The organism is Streptomyces sp. NPDC059371 (assembly GCF_042751995.1).
In the GTDB taxonomy this organism is placed as follows: domain Bacteria; phylum Actinomycetota; class Actinomycetes; order Streptomycetales; family Streptomycetaceae; genus Streptomyces.
This window is the reverse complement of sequence record NZ_JBHYXD010000124.1, coordinates 1-23,984: the sequence shown is the minus strand read 5'-3', so window position 1 is coordinate 23,984 and position 23,984 is coordinate 1. Positions and strand designations below refer to the sequence as shown.

At 69.2% G+C, this 23,984-nt stretch carries 22 protein-coding genes; 19 read left to right on the top strand and 3 right to left on the bottom strand.

From position 1 onward, the window contains the following. Positions 1–68: 68 nt before the first annotated feature. Positions 69–2,126 (bottom strand): NAD(+) synthase, encoded by a 2,058-nt coding sequence (locus tag ACFXGX_RS38870; RefSeq protein ID WP_384801724.1) that lies wholly within the window; start codon positions 2,124–2,126, stop codon positions 69–71. 992 nt (positions 2,127–3,118) lie between these two features. Here ACFXGX_RS38870 and ACFXGX_RS38865 point away from each other — a divergent pair. Further along, positions 3,119–3,694 carry a hypothetical protein gene (locus tag ACFXGX_RS38865; protein WP_384801721.1) on the top strand — a complete coding sequence of 192 codons (576 nt, stop codon included), beginning with the start codon at positions 3,119–3,121 and terminating at the stop codon, positions 3,692–3,694. A gap of 98 nt (positions 3,695–3,792) precedes the next feature. On the opposite strand, the gene ACFXGX_RS38860 is transcribed toward ACFXGX_RS38865, so the two are convergent. After that, on the bottom strand, positions 3,793–4,098 hold the full coding sequence (locus ACFXGX_RS38860; protein WP_384801718.1) for a ferredoxin: 306 nt from the start codon (positions 4,096–4,098) through the stop codon (positions 3,793–3,795). 253 nt (positions 4,099–4,351) lie between these two features. Between ACFXGX_RS38860 and arc the strand changes: the two genes are divergently transcribed. From arc to prcA, 6 genes are all read left to right on the top strand, one after another. Beyond that, positions 4,352–6,118, top strand: a complete 1,767-nt coding sequence (gene arc, locus ACFXGX_RS38855; protein ID WP_328556494.1) for a proteasome ATPase — start codon at positions 4,352–4,354, stop codon at positions 6,116–6,118. A 235-nt stretch (positions 6,119–6,353) separates the two neighbouring features. Continuing rightward, positions 6,354–7,865, top strand: a complete 1,512-nt coding sequence (gene dop, locus ACFXGX_RS38850; protein ID WP_384801714.1) for a depupylase/deamidase Dop — start codon at positions 6,354–6,356, stop codon at positions 7,863–7,865. 156 nt (positions 7,866–8,021) lie between these two features. Beyond that, positions 8,022–8,240: a ubiquitin-like protein Pup gene (locus ACFXGX_RS38845; protein WP_326788768.1), complete on the top strand. Its 219-nt coding sequence runs from the start codon at positions 8,022–8,024 to the stop codon at positions 8,238–8,240. Positions 8,241–8,498: 258 nt separating this feature from the next. Beyond that, entirely contained in the window at positions 8,499–8,873 is a 375-nt protein-coding gene (locus ACFXGX_RS38840) for an endonuclease VII domain-containing protein (protein ID WP_384801711.1), read from the top strand. Continuing rightward, positions 8,825–9,670: a proteasome subunit beta gene (gene prcB / locus ACFXGX_RS38835; RefSeq protein ID WP_384801708.1), complete on the top strand. Its 846-nt coding sequence runs from the start codon at positions 8,825–8,827 to the stop codon at positions 9,668–9,670. The genes ACFXGX_RS38840 and prcB overlap by 49 nt, the downstream gene beginning before the upstream one ends. A 57-nt stretch (positions 9,671–9,727) precedes the next feature. Further along, positions 9,728–10,474 carry a proteasome subunit alpha gene (prcA, locus tag ACFXGX_RS38830; RefSeq protein WP_384801705.1) on the top strand — a complete coding sequence of 249 codons (747 nt, stop codon included), beginning with the start codon at positions 9,728–9,730 and terminating at the stop codon, positions 10,472–10,474. 116 nt (positions 10,475–10,590) lie between these two features. Here prcA and ACFXGX_RS38825 read toward each other — a convergent pair whose 3' ends face one another. Continuing rightward, positions 10,591–11,604 (bottom strand): LacI family DNA-binding transcriptional regulator, encoded by a 1,014-nt coding sequence (locus ACFXGX_RS38825; protein ID WP_384801702.1) that lies wholly within the window; start codon positions 11,602–11,604, stop codon positions 10,591–10,593. A gap of 108 nt (positions 11,605–11,712) precedes the next feature. Here ACFXGX_RS38825 and ACFXGX_RS38820 point away from each other — a divergent pair, with 108 nt between their 5' ends. From ACFXGX_RS38820 to ACFXGX_RS38765, 12 genes are all read left to right on the top strand, one after another. Continuing rightward, positions 11,713–12,972, top strand: a complete 1,260-nt coding sequence (locus ACFXGX_RS38820; RefSeq protein ID WP_384801698.1) for an MFS transporter — start codon at positions 11,713–11,715, stop codon at positions 12,970–12,972. Positions 12,973–12,981: 9 nt separating this feature from the next. Then, positions 12,982–14,343 (top strand): Pup--protein ligase, encoded by a 1,362-nt coding sequence (gene pafA / locus ACFXGX_RS38815; RefSeq protein WP_019066118.1) that lies wholly within the window; start codon positions 12,982–12,984, stop codon positions 14,341–14,343. 128 nt (positions 14,344–14,471) lie between these two features. Further along, positions 14,472–15,479 carry an FKBP-type peptidyl-prolyl cis-trans isomerase gene (locus ACFXGX_RS38810; protein WP_384801695.1) on the top strand — a complete coding sequence of 336 codons (1,008 nt, stop codon included), beginning with the start codon at positions 14,472–14,474 and terminating at the stop codon, positions 15,477–15,479. Between the two features lie 61 nt (positions 15,480–15,540). Next, positions 15,541–15,912, top strand: coding sequence for an FKBP-type peptidyl-prolyl cis-trans isomerase (locus ACFXGX_RS38805; protein WP_384801692.1), 372 nt, complete (start codon positions 15,541–15,543; stop codon positions 15,910–15,912). Between the two features lie 133 nt (positions 15,913–16,045). Further along, complete coding sequence (locus ACFXGX_RS38800; RefSeq protein WP_384801690.1) at positions 16,046–16,999, top strand: helix-turn-helix transcriptional regulator; 954 nt, start codon at positions 16,046–16,048, stop codon at positions 16,997–16,999. Positions 17,000–17,015: 16 nt separating this feature from the next. Continuing rightward, positions 17,016–18,038, top strand: a complete 1,023-nt coding sequence (locus tag ACFXGX_RS38795) for a helix-turn-helix transcriptional regulator (protein ID WP_384801687.1) — start codon at positions 17,016–17,018, stop codon at positions 18,036–18,038. 140 nt (positions 18,039–18,178) lie between these two features. Next, a complete protein-coding gene (locus tag ACFXGX_RS38790) occupies positions 18,179–18,439 on the top strand; it encodes a hypothetical protein (protein ID WP_103553753.1) in 261 nt (86 codons plus the stop codon). A 10-nt stretch (positions 18,440–18,449) separates the two neighbouring features. Continuing rightward, complete coding sequence (locus ACFXGX_RS38785; protein WP_384801684.1) at positions 18,450–18,644, top strand: hypothetical protein; 195 nt, start codon at positions 18,450–18,452, stop codon at positions 18,642–18,644. A gap of 237 nt (positions 18,645–18,881) precedes the next feature. Beyond that, on the top strand, positions 18,882–19,169 hold the full coding sequence (gene tatA, locus ACFXGX_RS38780; RefSeq protein WP_355775133.1) for a Sec-independent protein translocase subunit TatA: 288 nt from the start codon (positions 18,882–18,884) through the stop codon (positions 19,167–19,169). A gap of 47 nt (positions 19,170–19,216) precedes the next feature. Next, the gene (gene tatC, locus ACFXGX_RS38775) at positions 19,217–20,161 is read left to right on the top strand and encodes a twin-arginine translocase subunit TatC (protein WP_384801680.1); all 945 of its coding nucleotides are present in this window, start codon (positions 19,217–19,219) and stop codon (positions 20,159–20,161) included. A 29-nt stretch (positions 20,162–20,190) separates the two neighbouring features. Further along, positions 20,191–21,081: a diacylglycerol kinase gene (locus ACFXGX_RS38770; protein ID WP_384801677.1), complete on the top strand. Its 891-nt coding sequence runs from the start codon at positions 20,191–20,193 to the stop codon at positions 21,079–21,081. Positions 21,082–21,121: 40 nt separating this feature from the next. Continuing rightward, the gene (locus ACFXGX_RS38765) at positions 21,122–23,983 is read left to right on the top strand and encodes a DEAD/DEAH box helicase (protein ID WP_384801674.1); all 2,862 of its coding nucleotides are present in this window, start codon (positions 21,122–21,124) and stop codon (positions 23,981–23,983) included. Position 23,984 lies beyond the last annotated feature (1 nt).

Genomic DNA, 23,984 nt, shown 5'->3' with positions numbered 1-23,984 from the left:
CGCCCAGCGTGGGTCCCGAAAGGTGGCGCGGGCGGGGGGGCGTCAGGACGTGACTTGGCGCACACGACCTAGACCTCCGGAGGGCTTTCGGTCTCCGGGAGGTCGAAGCGGGCCAGGTCGCGGAGCCAGGTGCGGGCCGAACTGTCGGACGGCGCACGCCAGTCGCCGCGCGGCGAGAGCGAACCACCGGCCGAGACCTTCGGCCCGTTGGGCATGGCCGAGCGCTTGAACTGAGCGAACCCGAAGAAGCGGCGGCAGAACACCTCCAGCCAGCGCCGGATCTCGGGCAGGTCGTACGCGCCGCGCTCGGCCTCGGGGAAGCCCGGCGGCCAGGCACCCCTGTCCGGGTCGTGCCACGCGTGCCAGGCGAGGAAGGCGATCTTCGACGGCCTGAAGCCGTAGCGCAGCACGTGGAAGAGGGTGAAGTCGTGCAGGGCGTACGGGCCGATCTTCGACTCGGTGGACTGCATCTCCTCGCCCGGCACGAGCTCGGGGCTGATCTCCGTGTCGAGGATCGCGGCGAGCGTCCGGTCGGTGTCCGCGCCGAACTGGTGGCTGCCGATGACCCAGCGGATCAGATGCTGGATCAGCGTCTTCGGGACACCCGAGTTGACGTTGTAGTGGCTCATCTGGTCGCCGACGCCGTACGTGGACCAGCCGAGCGCCAGTTCCGAGAGGTCGCCGGTGCCGAGCACGATGCCGTCGCGCTGGTTGGCGAGCCGGAAGAGGTAGTCGGTGCGCAGCCCGGCCTGCACGTTCTCGAAGGTGACGTCGTACACGGGCTCACCGGAGGCGAAGGGGTGGTCCATCTCCTGAAGCATCAGCCGTGCGGTCGGCGTGATGTCCAGCTCGGCCGCGGTGACGCCGAGGGAGCGCATCAGCTCGTGCGCGTTGCCCTTGGTGTGGTCGCTGGTGGCGAAGCCGGGCAGGGTGAAGGCGAGGATGTCGCTGCGCGGCCGGCCCGCCCGGTCCATCGCGCGGGCGGCGACGATCAGCGCGTGCGTGGAGTCGAGCCCGCCGGACACCCCGATGACCACCTTCGGGCCACCGATCGCCGCGAGCCGCTGCTGGAGCCCCGCGACCTGGATGTTGTAGGCCTCGTAGCAGTCCTGGGCCAGCCGGTCGGGGTCCGCCGGCACGAACGGGAAGCGCTCGATGCGGCGCCGCAGGCCCAGATCACCGGACGGCGGGTCGAGCCGGAACGACAGGGTCCGGAAATCGGCGGTGCGGGTGGTGTGGGTGCGCCGGTTGTCGTCGAAACTGCCGGTCCGCAGCCGCTCCTGGCGCAGCAGGTCGAGGTCGACGTCCGCCACGGCGAACTGGTCGTCGAGCGGGAAGCGGTCGGACTCGGCCAGCAGCGTCCCGTTCTCGTAGATCATCGTCTGGCCGTCCCAGGACAGGTCGGTGGTCGACTCGCCCAGTCCGGCCGCCGCGTAGACGTACGCGGCGATGCAGCGTGAGGACGCCGAACGGCACATCAGCTTGCGGTCCTCGGCCCGGCCGACGGTGATCGGGCTGCCGGAGAGGTTGGCGAGGACGGTGGCGCCCGCCAGGGCCGCCTCGGCGCTCGGCGGCACCGGCACCCACATGTCCTCGCAGATCTCCGTGTGCAGCACCAGACCCGGTACGTCCTCGGCGGCGAACAGCAGGTCCACCCCGAACGGCACGGACTCGCCGCCGACCCGGATCGTGCCGCCGCGCTCGTCGTCGCCCGCGGCGATCTGCCGGCGCTCGTAGAACTCCCGGTAGTTCGGCGGGTACGACTTGGGCACGACACCGAGGACCCGGCCGCGGTGCACGACCACCGCGCAGTTGTAGACCCGGTTGCGATGGCGCAGCGGGGCGCCGACGACCAGGACCGGCAGGAGCTGCGCCGAGCCCGTCACCACCGCTTGGAGCGCCTCCTCGACCTGGTCGAGCAGCGCGTCCTGCAGCAGCAGGTCCTCGATCGAGTAGCCGCACAGGCCCAACTCGGGGAAGACGGCGACGGCGACGCCCTCGTCGGCGCACGCGCGCGCCTGGCGCAGGACGGCGTCGGCGTTGGCGTGCGGGTCCGCGATGACGGTGTGACCCGTGCAGGCGGCGACGCGCGCGAAGCCGTGCTGGTAAAGGGACCGGAAGTTCAGAGGAGGCACGCGGCTCAGTGTAATCGTCAGAGCGACGCGATGGGGGGCGCGGGGTGTGCGGGGCCGCCCCGGAAACGAGCGATGGGGCCCCCCCCGCCCGGGGGGGGGGCGGGGGTTTCCACTCCCCCCAACCCCCCCCCGCGTGCTGCGATAACCACTCACACTCCCCGACCCCCCGCCACAGTGCTGTTCCGTTGACGCACCACCAGAAACCCTTGTCCGAACCGCGGAAGCCCCGAGCCCCGAGGACACCCGCCCGGTGACTCGGCCCGAGTTGCCGGGCGGGTGCTTCCGGCCGCTTGGCGGAGGTCCTGAGCGAGGCCCGGCCCTCCCGCGGGTGCGGGCCTGCGGCGGCTCGCCGCGGCCTCGCGGGGCGGGTCCGCGGCGGCCCGGTGCGGGTCGCGGAGTGGGCCGACGTGGTTCGGTTCGGGGGTTGCCGGGCTGGGCCCGCGGCGTCTTGGTCCGGCCTCGCGGGGCATGCCTGCGGCCGCTGGGTCCCGGTCCACCGGGCCGCCCCGCGGCGGGCTCCGGCCGGGGTCGCCCCGGCCCGCCGCCGCTCCGCACGGGGCTGTGCCGTGGGGTTCCGGAGGCCCAGCGAGGGCTCTGCCGTGGGACTTTCGGAGGCCGGCCGGGGCTGTGCCATGGGACGTCCGGAGGCCTGGCCGGGGCTGCGCCGTGGGACTTGCGGAGGTCCGGCCGGGGCCGTGTCATGGGGTTTCCGGAGGCCGGCAGGGGCTGTGCCGTGGGTTTCCGGAGGTCCGGCCGGGGCTGCGCCGTGAGAGTTTCGGAAGCCCGGCCGGGGCTGCGCCGTGGGACTTCCGGAGGCCGGCCGGGGCTGTGCCGGGGCTGTGCCGGGGCTGTGCTGCGGCCCTGCAAGAAACCGCGCCGGAACTCTTCACAAGTCCGGACCCCGCCGTTCCACCAGGCTGTGACGTGTGGCACCATGCGGGACACCCACCCCACCGGCACAGCCCTCGCGGGAGACACCCCTAGTGCAGCAATCCGTTGTCCCGGAACTGGCACATACGCAGGCCAGCCCCATCCAGTGGGTCGCCACGGCCACCGCCATCGCCGGAGTCGTGGCCCTGTCCTCCCTCGTCCAGCCGGATCCGGCGAGGGCGGCCCAGCCCGGCGCCGACCCCAAGCCGGCGGCGGCCTCTGCGACCGCCCCCGACCCCACCGGCGTCGACTTCCCGATCGTCTGCGGCCCCGTCAAGGCCCTCGTCGAGAAGAAGGCCTCAGGAGACCTGGACGGCGACGGCCGCCCGGAGACCGTCGCCGTCGTCCGCTGCGACGCCGGCTCCGGCACCCCGCCCAGCGGTGTCTACGTCCTCACCCAGGCCGAGGGAGCCAAGGAACCCAGGGTCGTCGCGACCCTGATCGATCCCAAGGACCGTCTCAGCGTCACGGACTTCGCGGTGCGCGACGGAGCCGTCACCGCCACGCTCCTCGGCTACTCCTCGGCCGACGTACCGAGTTGCTGCCCGGACCTGAGGGAGAACGCCAAGTGGCAGTGGAAGAACGGCGCGTTCATCCGTTCCACACCGTCCGAAGCGCGCGGCGCCTGAGCGCGCCCCCGGCGCAAGACCCGGACAAAAGACGACACCCTCCGCGGCGCGGAGGGTGCGAGGAACCGGTCACATGACGACGCGGGGTGCCCGCGAGGTCACTCCGCGTCAGGTCCGAAGACTTCGACCTTGTCCGAAACGCGACGCACATGAATGCAGTCGCCCGGACACTCCTTCGCCGAGTCCACCACATCGCGCAGAAGCGGCAGGGGTACGGGCGTTGTGGCCCCCACGGCCTGCAGGAGCTCGTCCTCGTCGGTCTTCACATAGGCCAGGCCGTCAATGTCCAGCTCAAAGACCTCGGGCGCGTACTGGACACAGATCCCGTCGCCGGTACAGAGATCCTGGTCGATCCAGACCTCAAGCGCCTCGCTGTCGACTGCGGCCTCCTGCTGCACGGTCATTTCTCCTGCCGTTTTCTGCGTCGAGCGAACCGAAGACTGGGGAATCGGGCCAGCTCTGACGGGTGTTGAACACTTCGACCCTACCTCCGCCCGCTTCCCGGGCATGTTCGGTGGGTATTCCCCTGGCGTGAGGGAGAGCGCAAGGGTGAAGATCGGACACACCCCGACAGTCTTTGTGATCTAGGGGTTTCAATCGACACCCACCCAGGTAGGGTCTGGAAGCGTCCAGCTCCCCTTGGAGGAGGTGAGGACCGTGGCAGCCCACGACGACGACATGAACCGCGGCATCCGCCCGGGACGAGGGTCCGATGACCCCGCCGGGCAGATTGCCTACCTTGAGCAGGAGATCGCCGTCCTGCGACGCAAGCTCGCCGACTCTCCGCGACACACGAGGATTCTCGAAGAGCGGATCGTCGAGTTGCAGACCAACCTGGCAGGCGTGTCCGCACAGAACGAACGACTGGCGAACACACTCCGTGAGGCCCGCGACCAGATCGTGGCCCTCAAGGAGGAGGTCGACCGGCTCGCGCAGCCGCCGGCCGGCTTCGGTGTCTTCCTCACGGCGAACGAGGACGGCACGGCCGACATCTTCACCGGGGGCCGCAAGCTCCGGGTGAACGTCAGCCCCAGCGTCGAGCTCGACGAGCTCAGGCGCGGCCAGGAGGTGATGCTCAACGAAGCTCTCAACGTGGTCGAGGCCATGGAGTACGAGAGCTTGGGCGAGATCGTCACCCTCAAGGAGATCCTGGAGGACGGCGAGCGCGCCCTCGTCCAGGGGCACACCGACGAGGAACGGGTGGTACGGCTCGCCGAGCCGCTCCTGGACGTCAATATCCGTCCCGGGGACGCCCTGCTCCTCGAACCCCGTTCCGGCTATGTCTACGAGATCGTTCCGAAGAGCGAGGTCGAGGAACTCGTCCTCGAAGAGGTCCCGGACATCGGCTACGAGCAGATCGGCGGTCTGGGCGGCCAGATCGAGATGATCCGCGACGCGGTCGAGCTCCCCTACCTCTACCCCGACCTCTTCAAGGAACACGAACTGCGGCCGCCCAAGGGCGTCCTGCTCTACGGACCCCCCGGATGCGGAAAGACGCTCATCGCCAAGGCCGTGGCCAACTCGCTGGCCAAGAAGGTCGCCGAAGTGACCGGACAGGCCACCGGCAAGAGCTTCTTCCTCAACATCAAGGGCCCCGAGCTCCTGAACAAGTACGTCGGTGAGACCGAGCGGCAGATCCGGCTCATCTTCCAGCGCGCACGGGAGAAGGCCAGCGAGGGCACCCCCGTCATCGTCTTCTTCGACGAGATGGAGTCCCTCTTCCGCACCCGCGGATCCGGCGTGAGCTCGGACGTGGAGAACACCATCGTCCCGCAGCTCCTCGCCGAGATCGACGGCGTGGAGGGCCTGCAGAACGTGGTGGTGATCGGCGCCTCCAACCGCGAGGACATGATCGACCCCGCCATCCTGCGGCCCGGCCGGCTCGACGTGAAGATCAAGATCGAACGCCCGGACGCCGAAGCGGCCAAGGACATCTTCCAGAAGTACCTCACCGAACGTCTCCCCCTGCACTCCGAGGACGTCGGAGAGCACGGCGGCGACAGGGCGGCAACCGTCCACGGCATGATCCAGACAGCCGTGGAGCAGATGTACGCCGAATCGGAGGAGAACCGCTTCCTGGAGGTCACCTACGCCAACGGTGACAAGGAAGTCCTCTACTTCAAGGACTTCAATTCCGGCGCCATGATCGAGAACATCGTGGGCCGTGCCAAGAAGATGGCCATCAAGGACTTCCTGGAACACAGCCAGAAGGGCCTCCGGGTCTCCCACCTCCTCCAGGCATGCGTGGACGAGTTCAAGGAGAACGAGGACCTCCCGAACACCACCAACCCCGACGACTGGGCCCGCATCTCCGGAAAGAAGGGCGAACGGATCGTCTATATCCGTACGCTCATCACCGGAAAGCAGGGCGCGGACACCGGACGCTCCATCGACACGGTGGCCAACACCGGTCAGTACCTGTAAAAGACAGGGCGGCTGCGGGTGCCCTTCACGGGGCATCCGCAGCCTCCTGCTTTTCCGGTCACGGCCGTAACACAGCAATGACGCAAATGATCTCCCCACCAGTGCAAAGGCGCTCTAGGCTCATTCGTACCGCCGAGTCGCGCAGTGCGGGGACGGGCACCGCACACGCACCGGAGCGCCAGCGGTACTTGAGCAGCGCCCCCGACCGGGGGCGCCGCCGGGCAAGGAGGGCCGCATGACCGTACGGCGAGTAATGGGCATCGAGACGGAGTACGGGATCTCCGTCCCCGGTCACCCCAACGCCAATGCCATGCTCACCTCGTCCCAGATCGTCAACGCCTACGCGGCGGCGATGCACCGGGCGCGCCGCGCCCGCTGGGACTTCGAGGAGGAGAACCCGCTGCGGGACGCGCGAGGCTTCGACCTCGCCCGGGAGACCGCCGACGCCAGCCAGCTCACCGACGAGGACATCGGCCTGGCCAATGTCATCCTCACCAACGGTGCGCGGCTGTACGTCGACCACGCACACCCGGAATACAGCTCCCCCGAAGTCACCAACCCGCGGGACGCCGTCCTGTGGGACAAGGCCGGCGAGCGCATCATGGCGGAGGCCGCGGAACGAGCCGCCCAGCTCCCGGGCGCCCAGCCGATCCACCTCTACAAGAACAACACCGACAACAAGGGCGCCTCCTACGGCACGCACGAGAACTATCTGATGAAGCGGGAGACCCCCTTCTCGGACATCGTGCGGCATCTGACGCCGTTCTTCGTCTCTCGCCAGGTCGTCACCGGAGCGGGCCGCGTCGGTATCGGCCAGGACGGGCACGAGCACGGCTTCCAGCTCAGCCAGCGCGCCGACTACTTCGAGGTCGAGGTGGGCCTCGAGACCACCCTCAAGCGCCCCATCATCAACACCCGCGACGAACCGCACGCCGACGCCGAGAAGTACCGCCGGCTGCACGTGATCATCGGAGACGCCAACCTCTCCGAGATCTCGACCTACCTCAAGCTCGGCACGACAGCCCTCGTCCTCTCCATGATCGAGGACGGCTTCATCGCCGTCGACCTGGCCGTGGACCAGCCCGTGCGCACCCTCCACCAGGTCTCCCACGACCCCACCCTCAAGCGGCTGGTCACGCTCCGCAGCGGCCGCACACTCACCGCGGTGCAGCTGCAGATGGAGTACTTCGAGCTCTCCCGCAAGTACGTGGAGGAGCGCTTCGGGGCGGACGCCGACGAACAGACCAAGGACGTCCTCCTGCGCTGGGAGGACACCCTGAACCGCCTGGAGAACGACCCGATGAGCCTCTCCGGAGAGCTCGACTGGGTCGCCAAGCGGGAACTCATGGAGGGCTACCGGCGCCGTGACGGCCTCGACTGGGACGCCGCCCGGCTGCACCTGATCGACCTCCAGTACGCCGACGTACGGTCCGAGAAGGGCCTGTACAACCGTCTCGCGGCCCGGGGCAAGATCAAGCGCCTGCTGGACGAGAGCGAGGTCGAGCGAGCCCGTACGACGCCGCCCGAGGACACCCGTGCCTACTTCCGCGGGCGCTGCCTGGAGCAGTACGCGGACGACGTGGCCGCGGCCTCCTGGGACTCGGTGATCTTCGATCTGCCCGGCCGGGACTCGCTCCAGCGCGTCCCAACCCTGGAGCCGCTTCGCGGAACGCGTAATCACGTCAAGGAGCTCCTGGACCGCTGCCGCACGGCGGAGGACCTGGTCAGGGTCCTTTCGGGCAACTGAGCTTCCGCCCGGACGGCACGGGCCGGACAGGGTGGAATACCCGGCGTTACGGGAATCATCGAGGTGGTCCCCGTACGTTGTGGCAACTGCGGGGCCGATGTCGGACCCTGCTTGTAGGGTCTGATCAAGAACGTCGAACCGAGCGGGGTGAGGGTTATGGCGACCAAGGACACCGGCGGCGGACAGCAGAAGGCGACGCGTTCCACCGAGGAGGCCGAGGAGCAGACACAGGACGCGCAGGCGACCGACGACCTCAAGGAACGCCAGGAAAAGCTGAGCGACGACGTCGACTCGGTTCTTGACGAAATTGACGATGTCCTCGAGGAGAACGCCGAGGACTTCGTGAGGTCCTTCGTTCAGAAGGGTGGCGAGTGATTTCACCTTTGATTCGAAGGTGAAGTCGGGGGCTCCCTGAGTGAACGAAGAGCTGGAGTTGCGTCGCTGCTCACGGTGCAGGCAAGGCTTGCCGAGAGCGGCGTTCGCAAGCAACAAGTCCATGCCCGACGGTCTCCAGGTGTACTGCCGGGAGTGCTCTGCTGAGTACTACCGGCAGCGCCAGGAGGCCAAGGGTAAAAAGGTCCGCGAGCAGGTCTTTGTCCCGCTGGGCACAAGCGGTGCCCTCAGTGCAGCCAAGTGAAGCCTCACTCCGACTGGGAGCGGAACAACTCCACGTCGGACGGCTGGGCGAGCTACTGCCGCCCATGCCGTGCGCAGCGCAACAAGGTCAGCCGTCTCAAGCGGAAGTACGGCCTCACCGAGGCCGAACGTGACGAGTTGATCGCCTCCCAGGGTGGCGTCTGTTGTATCTGTCTGTCGGCACCAGCCACACAGGTGGATCACTGCCACAAGACGGGTAGTGTCCGAGGCGTACTGTGCTTCAACTGCAATTCAGGCCTCGGTCTGTTGAGGGACGACCCCGAAGCTGCATACCGAGCTGCCGACTACCTGGAGGGAAACGCGTGGAAGCCAACACTCGTAGCACCGGGCGTCTACCGGCTGCCTTCCTGACGCCCGGGTCGTCGTCCTTCATGGACTTCCTGTCCGAGCACCAGCCGGAGATGCTCCCGGGCAAGCGGCAACTGCCGCCCGTCCAGGGCGTGATCGAGGCCCCGCACGGCACGACGATCGTCGCCGTCACGTTCCCGGGCGGAGTCGTCCTCGCCGGTGACCGGCGGGCCACGATGGGGAACATCATCGCCCAGCGCGACATCGAGAAGGTGTTCCCGGCCGACGAGTACTCGGCGGTGGGCATCGCCGGCACGGCCGGCCTGGCCGTGGAGATGGTGAAGCTGTTCCAGCTCGAGCTGGAGCACTTCGAGAAGGTGGAGGGCGCGCAGCTCTCCCTGGAGGGCAAGGCGAACCGCCTGTCCACGATGATCCGTTCCAACCTCGGCATGGCCATGCAGGGTCTCGCCGTGGTGCCCCTCTTCGCGGGCTACGACGTGGACCGCGGCAGGGGCCGCATCTTCTCCTACGACGTCACCGGCGGCCGTTCCGAGGAGCACGGCTACGCGGCCACGGGCTCCGGCTCGCTCTTCGCGCGCGGCGCCATGAAGAAGCTGTACTCCAAGGATCTGACGGAGGACCAGGCCACCACGCTGGTGATCCAGGCCCTCTACGACGCTGCCGACGACGACTCGGCGACCGGTGGTCCCGATGTCGCGCGCCGGATCTACCCGATCGTCACCGTGATCACCGAGAGCGGCTTCCGCCGGCTCACGGACGAGGAGTCCTCCGAGATCGCGCGCGTGATCCTGGAGGCACGGCTCCAGCAGCCCGACGGCCCGCGCGCCGCGCTGTACTGAACGCCCGTCTCTCTTCCAGGTGATCCAGTGACTTCGACAGAAAGGGACGGATAGCCGGTGTCGACGCCGTTCTATGTCTCACCCCAGCAGGCGATGGCGGACCGGGCGGAGTACGCCCGCAAGGGCATCGCCCGTGGCCGCAGCCTGGTCGTGCTGCAGTATGCCGACGGCATCGTGTTCGTCGGCGAGAACCCGTCCCGTGCGCTGCACAAGTTCAGCGAGATCTACGACCGGATCGGCTTCGCGGCCGCCGGTAAGTACAACGAGTACGAGAATCTGCGGATCGGCGGTGTGCGGTATGCCGATCTGCGTGGCTACACGTACGACCGTGACGACGTGACGGCTCGTGGTCTGGCCAACGTGTACGCCCAGACGCTGGGCACGATCTTCTCGTCGGCGGCGGAGAAACCGTACGAGGTGGAGCTGGTGGTCGCGGAGGTCGGCGAGACGCCGGACGGTGACCAGATCTACCGGCTGCCGCATGACGGTTCGATCGTGGACGAGCACGGTTCGGTGGCCGTCGGTGGCAACGCGGAGCAGATCAGCACCTATCTGGACACGCAGCACCGGGACGGTATGTCGCTGGCCGAGGCGCTGAAGCTGGCTGTTCAGTCGTTGTCCCGGGAGCCGAACGGCGGTGAGCGGGACATTCCGGCGGAGCGGCTGGAGGTCGCGGTGCTGGACCGGACGCGGCCGCAGAAGCGGAAGTTCAGGCGGATCGTCGGTCGTCAGTTGTCCCGGTTGCTGGAAGCCGGGGGTGCGGAGACCGCGACGGAGGCCGAGGACGCCGACGACGACGAGTGAGGTTTCGGCTGGACCGCGCACCCGCTCGGCGGGTGCTCGTACGGAAGGGGCCGCCCCGGTGAAGACCGGTGCGGCCCCTTCCGTGTGTTGCGGGTCCTGACGGCGGGTGGTGGGTGTCAGGTGCCTGGAGGGGCCGTGGAGCCGCGTACGACGAGTTCGACGGGGATGTCTTCCTCCGGGGGTGTGCGGCCGTCCAGGACGGCGAGGAGGGCTTTCATGCCCTGTTCGCCGAATCGTTCGGCGTCGAGGCGGACCGTGGTGAGTTCGGGGTCGAGGGCGCGGGCGAGGGCGAGGTCGTCGAGTCCGGTGATGGAGATGTCGTCGGGGATGCGCAGGCCGAGGCGGCGGGCGGCCTTGTAGGCGCCGGCGGCGAGTTTGTCGTCGTCGCAGATGACGGCGGTGGGGCGGGGTCCCGGTGCGGTGAGGGCGCTGTGGGCGGCGGCGAGGGCGTCTTCGAAGGAGATGGGCGCGGCGGCGACGCGGAGGCTGGTTCCGGGGACTTCGACGAGGCGGGCGGCGAGTTCGCGGGCGCGGACCTCGAAGGTCCAGGAGGGGATGTCGGCGGCGAGGTGCAGGAAGCGGCGGTGGCCGAGGGCCAGGAGGTGGTCGGTGACCTGGCGTACGCCGTCGGCGATGTCGAGGTTGACGGTGGCGGCGCCCTGGCTGCCTGCGGGGTCGCTGTCGAGCATGACGAGGGGGAGCTGGTCGCCGCGGATGGCGGTGAGGGCGTCGGCGGCCATGGAGGAGGCGATGACGCCGTCGAGGGCGGCCTGGGCGGAGCCGAAGGGGTCGCGGGCGGGGCCGATGCCTTCGGGGGAGGGGTACAGGACGACTCCGAAGCCGTGCTGGGCGGCGACGCGGGCGGCGCCGGTGTAGACGCCGGCGAAGAATTCGGTGGTGAGCGCGGGGACGACGAGGAGGACGGTGCGGGTGCGGCCGAGGCGGAGGTTGCGGGCGGCCAGGTTGGGGCGGTAGCCGAGTTCCTGGGCGGCGTCGCGGACGCGTTCGGCGGTGGCGGGGGAGACGCGGCCGCGCCATTTGTCGCCGAGGACGAGGGAGACGGCTGCCTGGGAGACGCCGGCGGCCTCGGCGACGTCCCGGCTGGTGGGGCGCGTGCTACCTCTTGCCACCGTGGGCCTGCTCCTTCGTCTGGACTCGCGGTCAGCGCACATGGTACGTATGGAGGCAGACGTTATACGTAACACTTGAACGTCGCGCGCTATCGAGAAGGGCATGCCATGGCTGCGGGATACCTGGAGATCCTCAGGGCGAGGCACGCCGCCAGGCTGCTGGTGGGGACACTGGTGGGGCGGCTGCCGAACGCGACCGCGGCCATCGCCGTCGTGCTGTTCGTGCGGGCCGAGGGCGGCACGTACAGCCTGGCGGGCGCGCTCGCGGCCGTGTACGGGGTGGCCAACGCGGTGGGGCAGCCGCTGCTCGGCCGGCTCGTGGATCTGCACGGCCAGCCGCGGGTGCAGTTGCCGGCGGCGGTGGTCTCGGCGCTCGGCATGGGTGTCTTCGCCGTGGCCGGGACAGAGCCGGTGGCGCTCGCGTGCGCCGCGATGGCCGTGGCCGGGCTGTTCACGCCTCCGCTGGAGGGCGGCCTGCGGGCACTGTGGCCCTCGGTGCTGCGCGAGGAGGAGCAGGTGCACACGGCGTACGCGATGGACGCGGTGGCGCAGGAAGTGATGTTCACCGTCGGGCCGTTGCTGGTGACGCTGTGCGTCGCGCTCTGGTCCGCGGAGGCCGCCCTGCTGATCCTCGCCGTCATCGGTGTCCTGGGGGCCCTCTCCGTGGTCCTCTCGCCGCCTTCGCGCGCGTGGCGTTCGGCTCCGCGTGAGGCGCACTGGCTCGGCGCTCTGCGCTCGCCGGGACTGCTGGCGCTGCTCGGGGCGTTCCTGTTCATCGGGATGGCGCTGGGTTCGATCACGGTCGCGGCGGTGTCGTACGCGGACGCGCACGGCGGGGACGCGGTGTACGGGTGGCTGATGGCGGGCATCGGTCTCGGCGCGCTGCTCGGTGGTGTGGTCTACGGCTCGCGGCGGTGGGGCGGGGCGCCGGAGCGGCGACTGCGGGTGCTGGTCGCCCTTCTGGCGGTGTGTTACGTCCCGCTGGTGCTGGTGCCGGGTCCGGTCGCGATGACGGCGCTGACGACGCTCGCGGGGGTGTTCCTGGCGCCGAGCATCGCGTGTGCGTTCGTGCTGGTGGACCGGCACGCGCCGACGGGTACGGTCACCGAGGCTTTCTCGTGGCTTGTGACGACGTTCACCGTGGGCGCGTCGGTGGGTACGGGCGTCGCGGGGCCGGTCGTGGAGTGGGGCGGGGCGGCCCGGGGTTTCGCGGTTCCTGGGGTCGCGGGTGCCGCCGCGTTGGTGGTTCTGCTGGCCACGGGCGGGGTCCTCGCAGCTACGGGGAGGGGCGGGGTTGTTGCGGCTTCATCGGAAAATGATCCAAACCGAGCCGTCGAACCCCGTTTCAGCTCAGGGGATCGGGCGTAATGTTCAGTCATGGACCGCCGCATTTTCGGGCTGGAGAACGAGTACGGCGTCACGTGTACGTTCAGGGGACAGCGTCGACTGTCTCCCGACGAGGTGGCGCGGTACCTCTTCCGCCGTGTCGTGTCATGGGGCCGCAGCAGCAATGTCTTTCTGCGGAACGGTGCCCGCCTTTATCTCGACGTGGGATCACATCCGGAATACGCGACACCCGAATGTGACAACGTGACGGAGCTCGTCACCCACGACAAGGCCGGCGAGCGCATTCTCGAAGGTCTCCTGGTGGATGCCGAACGGCGCCTGCACGAGGAAGGGATCGCGGGCGACGTCTATCTGTTCAAGAACAACACCGACTCGGCGGGCAACTCCTACGGATGTCACGAGAACTATCTGGTGGCCCGGCACGGGGAGTTCTCGCGGCTCGCGGACATTCTGATCCCGTTCCTCGTCACGAGGCAGTTGCTGTGCGGTGCGGGCAAGGTGCTCCAGACGCCGCGTGGTGCCGTGTACTGCGTCAGCCAGCGGGCAGAGCACATCTGGGAGGGCGTCAGTTCCGCGACGACGCGGTCCCGGCCCATCATCAACACGCGTGACGAGCCGCACGCGGACGCCGAGCGTTACCGCCGGTTGCATGTGATCGTCGGCGACTCGAACATGTCCGAGACGACGATGCTCCTCAAGGTCGGTGCCACGGACCTCGTGCTGCGCATGATCGAGGCGGGCACCGTGATGCGCGACCTGACGCTGGAGAACCCCATCCGGGCGATCCGCGAGGTCAGTCACGACATCACGGGCCGTCGGAAGGTGCGTCTGGCCAGTGGCCGTGAGGCCTCCGCGCTGGAGGTGCAGCGCGAGTACTACGAGAAGGCCGTGGACTTCTGTGAGCGCCGCGGCATCCGTACGGGGACGGTCGAGCAGGTCCTCGAACTGTGGGGCCGTGTGCTCGACTCGATCGAGGCCGAGGACCTCGACCGGATCGGCACGGAGATCGACTGGGTGATGAAGTACCAGCTCATCGAGCGGTACCGGGCCAAGCACAACATGACCATGTCGCATCCGCGGGTCGCGCAGATAGACCTCGCCTACCACGACATCCACCGTCGTCGTGGCCTCTACTACCTGCTGGAGAGGAAGGGGCAAGCCGCGCGGATCTGCAACGACTTGAAGATCTTCGAGGGCAAGTCGGTGCCTCCGCAGACCACTCGGGCGCGGCTGCGTGGTGACTTCATCCGTCGGGCGCAGGAGCAGCGGCGGGACTTCACCGTCGACTGGGTGCATCTGAAGCTGAACGATCAGGCACAGCGCACGGTGTTGTGCAAGGACCCGTTCCGTTCGGTGGACGATCGGGTGGAGAAGCTCATCGCCGGAATGTGAGCCGGGAGTTCCGTGGGTGGCGCGGAACGCAACGCGGGGCGCCGTACGTTTTCCGTACGGCGCTCTTCTCACGTCGTAGAGTTGCGCGCACGCCATCCACCAAGATCGACCGATACGAGGCTCCCACCGTGCGCCGACGCTCACTCCTCCTCTCCGTACCCGCTGGACTGGTCACGCTCGCCGGATGCGGTGACGACGGCAAGTCAGACACGGCGAAGTCCAGCAAGACTCCGTCGCCTTCGGCCTCGGCCGCGGCGTCCGCGCCGCCCCCGCCGAAGATCGTCGACGGTCCGCTGCCGGCGATCACGGCCGGTACGAAGTTCGGTGAGAAGCCGACCGTGGCGAAGGGCACCGGTGAGCCGTCGAAGGATCTCGCGGTCCGGACGGTGATCGCGGGCAACGGGAAGACGGTCGCGGAGAACGACTACATCCAGGCCAATTACCTGGGTCAGATCTGGGCCACGGCGAAGGTCTTCGACAACTCCTACGACCGGGGGACGCCGCTGGTCATCCAGCTGGCGCAGGGCGGGATCATCGACGGCTGGCGCTATGGCCTGGTCGGCAAGAAGACCGGCAGCCGTGTCGAGATGGCGGTGCCGCCGACCTGGGGTTACGGCTCGGAGGGCAACGCGCAGGCGGGTATCAAGGGCACGGACACGCTGGTGTTCGTGGTGGACATCGAGGACACGTTCAACTCGAAGAGCTCCGCCAAGGGCAAGAACGTGCCGCAGAAGGACGCCTCGCTGCCGACGGTCGGCACGAACACGGACGGCTCGGCTCCCAAGATCACGGTGCCGAAGAAGGACGCTCCGACGAAGCTCGTGGCGAACTACGTGATCGAGGGCGACGGCGACGAGGTCAAGGCCGACAGCAGTGTCCTGGTGCAGTACGAGGGTGTGCTGTGGGACAGCGGCAAGGAGTTCGACTCGACGTACAAGCGGGGTCAGCTCACGTCGTTCTCGCTGCAGCAGGTCGTCAAGGGCTGGGCGCAGGGGCTGACGGGCAAGAAGGTGGGCAGCCGCGTCCTCATCGTGATTCCGCCGGCTCTGGGCTACGGCGACAACCCGCCGGCGGGCAGCGGTATCAAGAAGGACTCCACGCTCGTCTTCTCGGTCGACATCCTGGCGAAGATGTAACCCCTCCGGGGATGTAAGACTGTCCGTGTTGTCCTTACGTACACAAAGCAGGAGCAAAGACGTGAGCATCGAGAAGCCCGAGATCGATTTCCCCGAGGGCGAGCCGCCGGCGGACCTTGAGATCAAGGACATCTGGGAGGGCGACGGCCCCGAGGCCAAGTCGGGTCAGAACGTCACGGTGCACTACGTGGGTGTGGCGTTCAGCACGGGTGAGGAGTTCGACGCGAGCTGGAACCGGGGCGACCCGTTCCGCTTCCCGCTCGGCGGCGGCCGTGTCATCAAGGGCTGGGACAAGGGTGTGCAGGGCATGAAGGTCGGCGGCCGTCGCCGGCTGACCATCCCCGCCCACCTCGCCTACGGCGATCAGAGCCCGACCCCGGCGATCAAGCCGGGCGAGACGCTGATCTTCGTGGTCGACCTGATCGCGGTCTGATCACGGCGGACCGGATCCGATCCGGATCGGATCATCTGGGGCCCATGCCCGTCCGGGCATGGGCCCTCGGCTTTTGCCGCGCCACTCCGGAGCGGTACGGTCATCGGTCGGAAGCACCATAGGAAGGGCGTCGATGGCCATTGCCAAGGCCGAGCGGCTGATGAACCTCGCACTGTGTCTGCTCGGGACGCGGCGGCCGCTCAGCAAGCGGGAACTCCGCGAGTCCATCGAGGCCTATCTGGAGGCCGGCTCGGACGACTCCTTCAACCGGATGTTCGAGCGGGACAAGGACGATCTGCGCGAACTCGGCCTGGTCATCGAGACGGTGGAGAACCTCGACGGCGACGTCGGCTACCTCGCCCGCCGTGACAGCAACCGCCTGCCGCCGATCACCCTCGACGCCGAGGAGGCCGCCGCCCTCGGTCTGGCCGCCAAGGTCTGGCAGCAGGCCCGCCTCGCCGGAGCCGCGAGCGGGGCGCTCCAGAAGCTGCGTGCCGCGGGTCTGCCCGAGGACGTGGACCCGTACGAATCCCACGGCGCCCTCGAACCGCACATCCCCGTCCACGAGGCCGCCTTCGAGCCGCTGATGCTCGCCTGCCGCGACCGCCGCCCGGTCGTCTTCGACTACCGCAAGGCCAACGCCGCGCAGCCCGGGACCCGGCACGTCGAGCCCTGGGCCCTGGAGTGCTGGCGCGGCCACTGGTATCTCGCGGGCTGGGACCGCGACCGCGGCGCCGAACGCGTCTTCAGGCTCTCCCGGATCACCGGCAAGGTCCGCGCCCGTGCGGGCCGGTACACCGCCGAGGTCCCCGACGTGGTGACCGTCCGCGAGACGGTGGCCGGCTGGGCCGGGGAGATCGCCGACCGTTCCGCGCTGATCCGGCTGCGTTCCGGCGCGGGCTACCCGCTGCGCGCCAAGGCCGCCTCGGTGCGGGAACTGGGTGACGGCTGGGACGAGTTGGAGATTCCGTACGGGCACGGTCTGGACGCGTGGCTGGTGGAGTTCGGGCCGGACGTGGTGGTCGTGGAGCCCGCCGAACTGCGGGCCGATGTGGTCGACCGGCTGCGCGCCGTGGCCAAGGGCTGAGGGGGAAGGTAAGAAAGTGGCAGGAAAACCGGCCAGGCCCACGAACGCGATCGACCAGACCCGGCGGATGCTGTCCCTGGTGACGTATCTGCGCGAGCGCCCCGGCGCCCGCGTCAGTGATGTGGCCCGTGCCTTCGGGATCACCGAGGACGAGCTGATCTCCGACCTCGACGTGCTGCCGCTGTGCGGGACCAGTTTCCGCGGCGGGGATCTGCTCGACATCGACACCGACGGCGACCGGATCTGGTGGCACAACCCGGACGACGTCGCCGAGCCGCTGCGGATCGCCGCCGACGAGGCGACCGCGCTGCTGGTGGCCGCCCGCGCGGTGTCCACCCTCCCCGGCCTGCGGGAGGGCGGCCGGCAGGCGCTGCTGAGGGCCACCGCCAAGGTGGAGGCCGCTTCGGGCGAGGCGGCCGGTGCCAGTTCCCGGCTGTCGGTGACCTTCGAGTCCGAGGGCGGCGTCTTCGCCGACGTGGACCGGGCGATCTCCGAGCGGCGCCGGCTGTGGATCCGCTACTATTCGCCCTCGCGGGACGAGCTCAGCGAACGCGAGATCGATCCGATCCGCCTGGTCAGCGTCGGTCACACCTATGTGGAGGCCTGGTGCCGCCGCTCCGAGGCGCGGCGTACCTTCCGGCTCGACCGGGTCGCCGAGATCCGCATCATGGACGAGCCGTCCGCGCCGCCCGAGATCGAGCTGCGGGACCTGTCCGAGGGTCTCGTCCAGCCCGCGGCCGAGGATCCCGAGGTCGTCGTCGAGGTGGGTCCCGGCGGGCGCTGGGTCGCCGAGTACTACCCGCACGACAGCGCGGATGAGCTGCCGGACGGCGGGCTGCGTATCTCCTTGCGGACCCCCGACCCCGCCTCGCTGCGGCGGCTGGCCCTGCGTCTCGGCGGTGACGGCCGGATCGTCTCGCCGCAGGCTCTCGCGGACAGCGCCCGCGGCGCGGCCCGCGAGGCGCTCGCCGCCTACGACGGGCCCGGCGGGTCCGGAGTCCAGGACAGTCCGTACGAGGGGCGGGAGCAGGGGCTTTGACGACGTCGGGGTCTGGTGCGCAGGGAAGGCCGGGTGGCCCGGAGAAGCCGGGTTCCGTACGGCGGGCGGGCGTGACGGGGCGCGCCGGGTCGGCCGCGGGCGGTCCGGGGCGTGCCGGGTCCGTCCCGGGTGTGGCGGAGATGTCGGTGGGGACGGCCTTCGCCGGGATGCGCCGGGTCGTCGAGGTCATGTTCAAGGCCGCCTGCCCCGACTGCCGGGCCGGTTTCGAGCTCACGCCCGGTGCCCTGCGCCTGGCCATCGGCGCCAGCAGCCGTACGACGTTCTACTCGTTCACCTGCCCCGCGTGCGGGTCGGCCGTCCGCAAGCCCGCGGGGGAACGCATCGTCGAACTGCTCACCGGGGGCGGGGTCCGCACGCTGCGGCTGCACTCCACCCTCTAGGGTCGGCGTCATGTTCTGGCCGATGTTTGCGATCGCCGCGGGTTTCCTGGGAATCACGGTTCTCGGGGTCCTCGCCGTCCGTGTCTTCCTGGAAGCGGAGCGTCTGGGCCGCCAGGTGGCCGATTCCGCGCGCCGTATCAGCACCGCCTCCGAGGACCTGGAAAAGGCCGCGGCAGGGGCGGTGCGCTCCATGGATACGGTATGAGTCGTTCCATGGATGCGTAATGCGTCACGCCGGCCTGTCGACTTGGTGCGGGGGCCAGGTACGCTCATGGGCGCGGCCCGGAGAATGAGGCGCGGGCCGCGAACTGGGAGTACGCACAGGGATTGCCCCGCGTTCACCCCTGAGCGTTACGATCGCTGACATCACGATGATCGGACACATGTCCGATCGATCGGACAGCACCCCGACCATGCAGCCTCGGTGAGAAGGTAAAGACTTATGTTCGGAAGGCTCGGAGCTCCCGAGATCATTCTCATCCTCGTCGTCATCATCCTGCTGTTCGGCGCGAAGAAGCTTCCGGACATGGCGCGCTCCCTCGGCAAGTCCGCCCGGATCCTCAAGAGCGAGGCCAAGGCGATGAAGGAAGAGGGCAGCGGTCCGGCCGCCCCGGCCGGTCAGCCCGCCGGTGACGAGCAGACCCCCGCGCAGCGCACCATCCAGGCGGCCCCCGGCGACGTGACCAGCTCGCGCCCGGTCAACGAGCCGACGGACACGACCCAGCGCTGACGCAGGGCCGGTGACATCCGGCCCGCCGCATGAGATGAGGATGTGGGTTGCTCACGTCTGCCCGCAACACGGAGAGGGACCCCGAGGGGCGCATGCCCCTCGCGGATCATCTTCGCGAGCTCCGCAACCGGCTCGCGAAGGCGATGCTGGCGATCGTCCTCGTGACGATCGTCGCGGCCTTCTACTACAACGACATCATCAACTTCTTCACCAAGCCGGTCCTGGACTCCGTCGGATGTCCGGAGACTTTCGCGGAACTGGCGAAGCAGCACAAGAACCAGTGCGCGCAGATCACCATCAACGGTCTGCTCGCCCCGTTCACCCTGGCGCTGAAGGTCTCCCTGATGGCGGGCGTCGTGATCGCCTCGCCGGTCTGGCTCTACCAGCTCTGGGCGTTCGTGGCCCCGGGTCTGCACAGGAGCGAGAAGAAGTACGCGTACGCGTTCGTCGGCACCGGCGTCCCGCTATTCTTCGGCGGCGCGTTCTTCGCCTACAAGGTGCTTCCCACCACGGCGAAGGTCCTGATGGAGTTCACGCCGGAGGGCGTGAAAAACCTTCTGCCGCTGGACGACCTGCTCGACCTGGTCACGCGCATGGTGGTCGTGTTCGGTCTCTCCTTCGAGCTGCCCCTGCTGCTGGTGATGCTCAACCTCACGGGCATCCTCACCGGCAAGCGCATGCTCGGCTGGTGGCGCGGCATGATCATCGGCATCACGGTCTTCGCCGCCGTCGCCACTCCCAGCACCGACCCGCTGACGATGCTCGCGCTCGCCGGGCCGATCTGGATCCTGTACTTCGGCGCGGTTCTCTTCTCCCTGTTCAACGACCGGCGCAAGCGCCGGCGCGACGAGTCCGGGCCCGCCGACGACGAGGCGTCCGAACTCGACCTCACCCCTGAGGACATCGGCGGCGTCGAGAGCGTGTCGGCCCGCCGGAGCCTTCCGGAGCAGGCGACCACGGACCGGGTGAACGGTTATGACGACGTGACCTGACGGAGCCCATGACCTCGTAGGGTCACCCTGTGACCAGCGAGATCACCCTCATAGTCAACCCCACCGCGGGCCGCGGCCGGGGCGCCCGAGCGGCGCTGCCGGCCGCTTCCGCTTTGCGTGCCGCGGGATTCGCCGTCGAGATCGTCCAGGGCGAGGACCCGGCCGACGCCCTCGCACGGGCGCGTGAGGCGGTCGCCGGCGGCACCGGCGCCCTCGTCGCGGTCGGCGGGGACGGCATGGCGAACCTGGCGCTCCAGGCCGTCGCCGGAACCCGTACCCCCTTCGGGCTGGTCGCCGCCGGCACCGGCAACGACTTCGCGCGGGCCCTCGGCCTGCCCGTGGGCGACCCGGCGGCCGCGGGACGCATGATCGCCGAGGCGCTGAAGGGGGAGAGGCTGCGCGAGGTCGACCTGGGCCGGGTGAACGGCACCTGGTTCGGCACCGTCCTCGCCTCCGGGTTCGACTCCCGGGTCAACGACCGCGGGAACCGGATGCGCCTGCCCGTCGGCCGCTTCAAGTACGACGTCGCCATGGTCGCCGAACTGGCCGCCTTCCGCCCCGTCCCGTACCGCATCACGCTGGACGGCGGCGAGACGCTGGAGACCGAGGCGACGCTGGTGGCCGTCGGCAACGGACCGTCGTACGGCGGCGGCATGAGGATCTGTCCCGGCGCGAGCCTCGGCGACGGACTGTTCGACATCACGGTGGTCGGGGACTGCTCCCGGTCGACCCTGCTCAAGATCTTCCCCCGCGTCTACCGGGGCACCCACGTCGGACATCCCGTGGTGAGCGTGCTGCGCGCGGCCAAGGTGGAACTCCTCGCCGAGGGCATCACCGGCTACGCGGACGGAGAGCCGCTGGGCCCGCTGCCGCTCACGGCGGAGTGCGTACGGGCCGCGGTGCGCGTCGCGCTTCCCTGAGCTGCGGGGATCCGGGGTTTCACAGCCGCTTATCGGGATAATGATCGTCCTTGTGTCAGTGCCTCCCGGTAGTCTCGAAAGCACGATGACAGAGGATCTCTCACCGGCCGAGCGGTACGCGGCAGCACGCAGGCGCGCTGCCGAGCAGGCCACCGCGCTCGCCTCCTTCCGCGAGATGTACGACTTCGGCCTCGACCCCTTCCAGATCGAGGCCTGCCAGGCGCTCGAAGCGGGCAAGGGTGTGCTGGTGGCCGCGCCCACCGGTTCGGGCAAGACGATCGTCGGCGAGTTCGCCGTCCACCTCGCCCTCCAGCAGGGCAAGAAGTGCTTCTACACCACGCCGATCAAGGCGCTCTCCAACCAGAAGTACGCCGATCTGTGCCGCCGGTACGGCGCGGACAAGGTCGGCCTCCTCACCGGCGACAACAGCGTCAACTCCGCGGCACCGGTGGTCGTCATGACCACCGAGGTCCTGCGGAACATGCTGTACGCGGGCTCACAGACCCTTCTCGGCCTCGGCTATGTGGTGATGGACGAGGTGCACTACCTCTCCGACCGCTTCCGAGGCGCCGTCTGGGAGGAAGTGATCATCCACCTCCCCGAGTCGGTAACCCTGGTGTCGCTCTCGGCGACCGTCTCGAACGCCGAGGAGTTCGGCGACTGGCTGGACACCGTGCGCGGCGACACCCAGGTGATCGTCTCCGAGCACCGGCCCGTCCCGCTGTTCCAGCACGTGCTGGCCGGACGGCGGATGTACGACCTCTTCGAGGAGGGCGAGGGCCAGCGCAAGGCCGTCAACCCCGACCTCACGCGCATGGCGCGCATGGAGGCGAGCCGTCCGTCGTACCAGGACCGCAAACGCGGCCGCGCGATGCGCGAGGCCGACCGGGAGCGTGAGCGCAGACAGCGCTCGCGGATCTGGACACCGGGCCGGCCCGAGGTCATCGAGCGGCTCGACGCCGAAGACCTGCTGCCCGCCATCACGTTCATCTTCAGCCGCGCGGCCTGTGAGGCCGCCGTGCAGCAGTGCCTGTACGCGGGGCTGCGGCTGAACGACGACGCGGCGCGCGCACGGGTGCGTGAACTCGTCGAGGAGCGCACCGCCTCCATCCCGGACGAGGACCTGCACGTCCTCGGCTACTTCGAATGGCTGGAGGGTCTGGAGCGGGGCATCGCGGCCCACCACGCGGGCATGCTGCCCACCTTCAAGGAGGTCGTCGAGGAACTCTTCGTCCGCGGCCTCGTCAAGGCGGTCTTCGCGACGGAGACCCTCGCGCTGGGCATCAACATGCCGGCCCGCTCGGTGGTGCTGGAAAAGCTCGTCAAGTGGAACGGCGAGCAGCACGCCGACATCACACCCGGCGAGTACACCCAGCTCACCGGCCGTGCCGGCCGCCGCGGCATCGACGTCGAGGGCCACGCGGTCGTGCTGTGGCAGCGCGGCTTCAGTCCCGAGCATCTCGCGGGGCTCGCGGGCACCCGCACCTATCCGCTGCGCTCCAGCTTCAAGCCGTCGTACAACATGGCCGTGAACCTGGTCGAGCAGTTCGGCCGGCACCGCTCGCGCGAGCTGCTGGAGACGTCGTTCGCACAGTTCCAGGCCGACAAGTCGGTCGTCGGGATCTCCCGGCAGGTGCAGCGCAACGAGGAGGGACTCGAGGGCTACAAGGAGTCGATGACCTGCCATCTCGGGGACTTCGACGCGTACATGGAGCTGCGCCGCGAACTGAAGGACCGCGAGACCGAGTTGGCCCGGCAGGGGATGTCGGAGCGCCGTGCCGAGGCGGCCGTCGCCCTGGAGAAGCTGAAGCCGGGTGACATCATCCACGTGCCGACCGGCAAGTACGCGGGACTGGCGTTGGTGCTGGACCCCGGGCTGCCCGCCGGCCGGTCGAACGGTCACCGCGGCTTCGAGCAGCACGACGGACCGCGTCCGCTGGTGCTCACCGCCGAGCGCCAGGTGAAGCGGCTGGCCTCGATGGACTTCCCGGTGCCGGTCGAGGCGCTCGACCGGATGCGGATCCCCAAGTCCTTCAACGCCCGTTCGCCGCAGTCCCGTAGGGACCTCGCCTCCGCCCTGCGCACGAAGGCCGGGCACATCGTGCCGGACCGGCACCGCAAGAGGCGCTCCGAGGCGGCCGACGACCGTGAGATCGCCCGGCTGCGCACGGCGATCCGCGCGCACCCCTGCCACGGCTGCAACGACCGTGAGGACCACGCCCGTTGGGCCGAGCGCTACCACCGGCTCCAGCGGGACACCTCGCAGCTCGAGCGCCGCATCGAGGGCCGGACGAACACCATCGCCCGTACCTTCGACCGGATCGTGGCCCTGCTCACCGAGCTGGACTATCTGCGGGCCGACGAGGTCACCGAGCACGGCAAGCGGCTCGCCCGGCTGTACGGCGAACTCGACCTGCTGGCCAGCGAATGCCTGCGCGCCGGCGTCTGGGACGGGCTCTCCCCGGCCGAACTGGCCGCCTGCGTCTCCGCGTTGGTGTACGAGTCGCGGGTCGCGGACGACGCGATGGCGCCGAAGGTGCCGTCCGGCAAGGCCAAGGCCGCGCTCGGCGAGATGGTGCGCATCTGGGGCCGGCTGGACGCGCTGGAGGAGGACTTCGGGATCAACCAGACGGAGGGTGTGGGCCAGCGCGAGCCGGACCTCGGCTTCGCCTGGGCCGCCCACGAGTGGGCGTCAGGCAAGGGTCTGGACGAGGTGCTGCGCGAGGCCGAGATGCCCGCCGGTGACTTCGTGCGCTGGTGCAAGCAGGTCATCGACGTCCTCGGCCAGATCGCGGCGGCCGCGCCCGTCTCCGGCGGCGAGCGGTCGACGGTCGCGAAGAACGCCCGCAAGGCGGTCGAGGCGCTGCTGCGCGGGGTCGTGGCCTACTCGTCGGTCGGCTGAC

Bases quoted from the DNA above. Each gene is read 5' to 3' on its own strand.
- ACFXGX_RS38845 (WP_326788768.1), top strand. From the start codon at position 8,022: ATGGCGACCAAGGACACCGGCGGCGGACAGCAGAAGGCGACGCGTTCC.
- ACFXGX_RS38800 (WP_384801690.1), top strand. From the start codon at position 16,046: ATGGCCATTGCCAAGGCCGAGCGGCTGATGAACCTCGCACTGTGTCTG.
- ACFXGX_RS38765 (WP_384801674.1), top strand. From the start codon at position 21,122: ATGATCGTCCTTGTGTCAGTGCCTCCCGGTAGTCTCGAAAGCACGATG.
- ACFXGX_RS38790 (WP_103553753.1), top strand. From the start codon at position 18,179: ATGTCGGTGGGGACGGCCTTCGCCGGGATGCGCCGGGTCGTCGAGGTC.
- pafA (WP_019066118.1), top strand. From the start codon at position 12,982: ATGGACCGCCGCATTTTCGGGCTGGAGAACGAGTACGGCGTCACGTGT.
- tatA (WP_355775133.1), top strand. From the start codon at position 18,882: ATGTTCGGAAGGCTCGGAGCTCCCGAGATCATTCTCATCCTCGTCGTC.
- ACFXGX_RS38860 (WP_384801718.1), bottom strand. From the start codon at position 4,098: ATGACCGTGCAGCAGGAGGCCGCAGTCGACAGCGAGGCGCTTGAGGTC.
- ACFXGX_RS38820 (WP_384801698.1), top strand. From the start codon at position 11,713: ATGGCTGCGGGATACCTGGAGATCCTCAGGGCGAGGCACGCCGCCAGG.
- dop (WP_384801714.1), top strand. From the start codon at position 6,354: ATGACCGTACGGCGAGTAATGGGCATCGAGACGGAGTACGGGATCTCC.
- ACFXGX_RS38785 (WP_384801684.1), top strand. From the start codon at position 18,450: ATGTTCTGGCCGATGTTTGCGATCGCCGCGGGTTTCCTGGGAATCACG.